Source organism: Microcystis sp. M53603_WE2 (assembly GCF_030065435.1).
In genome coordinates, this window is sequence record NZ_JASJFF010000043.1 from 1 (window position 1) to 1,097 (window position 1,097).

Sequence of the window (1,097 nt, forward strand, 5' to 3'; positions counted from 1 at the left end):
CAGCTATACTTAATTTAAATGAAACAGCCCTACCTTGATAAGGGGGGTGCCGATCCCCCCTTAATCCCCCCTTGATAAGGGGGGTGCCGATCCCCCCTTAATCCCCCCTTAATAAGGGGGGCATCTGATAATTTTTAAAGCCTACCTACTTAATATGGAACTGTAAACATATTGCCAACGCTCAAATGCAGATCTTGTAGGTGGGGTGGAACGAAACAATACTGGATCGAAAATGGCTCAGTTATGAGAAATTTGCACGGTGAATAGATAGCTTTATGAGAAAATGGAAAGGTAATGCAATCCTCTAAGCCAGATGACTATAGCAGAGCTATTCCCTACTTTGAGAAGTCTGCCTCGTGCAGACAAGTTGAAGGTGATGCAATTTCTGATCGCAGAACTAAGTAAGGACGAGGAGCCAAGCCTACAGCCAGGAGCAACATATTTACTCTCGTCGCCGCTTAATTCACACGCAGCGGCGCAGAAACTTGCTCAACTCCTAGATTCGGAACAAGCAACGCACAATGCGTAACGCCCAACGATTTAACTTTACCGAAGGATTCGATGGGTTTGGTGTCCCCGATGCCTTGCCTCAACTACCTATATCTCTGACATACCAAGATAGCTCGGTAGAGTTTTCAGCACTGTTAGACACGGGTGCAAGTGTTAATGTCTTACCGTACAGCCTCGTAGGTTGGGTTGACGCAAGGAAACCCAACAAAGAGTAACCTTTGGGGTGGTTGGGTTTCGCTTAAACAATCGAATTGAGCCATTTTCGACCCAGTATTGTTTCGCTCAACCCAACCTACAATAATTGCTTATATTAATTTCTGATTAATTGCCAATTCATTGCCGACACAAGAGTTAAAGCGATAACAATTCATTGCTGTATGTAACAATATAAGAGGAGTGCGATCGCCGATTTTGTAGGGTGCGTTAACGCGCGTGTAACGCACCGCTAATAGACCTCTTGCATAATTTTTTTATGGTATAATATAAGGTTTTGCTTTTTTCTCAATTCTTAGATTGAAGTGGAAAAAAGAATAAAATGTGATCTTAGGTCAGGAAATCATCTATAATTTTGCTATGTTTATTAGCAA

General features: G+C 42.6%; 2 protein-coding genes. One reads left to right on the plus strand and one right to left on the minus strand.

Features of this window, described 5'->3' with window-relative positions; genetic code table 11:
- The first annotated feature begins 521 nt into the window (after positions 1-521).
- Positions 522-725 (plus strand): hypothetical protein, encoded by a 204-nt coding sequence (locus tag PX481_RS01015; protein WP_288027724.1) that lies wholly within the window; start codon positions 522-524, stop codon positions 723-725.
- 90 nt (positions 726-815) lie between these two features.
- Here the strand turns inward: PX481_RS01015 and PX481_RS01020 are convergent, their stop codons facing one another.
- A complete protein-coding gene (locus tag PX481_RS01020; RefSeq protein WP_002789678.1) occupies positions 816-953 on the minus strand; it encodes a hypothetical protein in 138 nt (45 codons plus the stop codon).
- Positions 954-1,097: the final 144 nt, after the last annotated feature.

What these genes read in the sequence shown, in the direction of transcription:
- PX481_RS01015 (WP_288027724.1), top strand. Translation starts at nt 522, where the DNA reads ATGCGTAACGCCCAACGATTTAACTTTACCGAAGGATTCGATGGGTTT.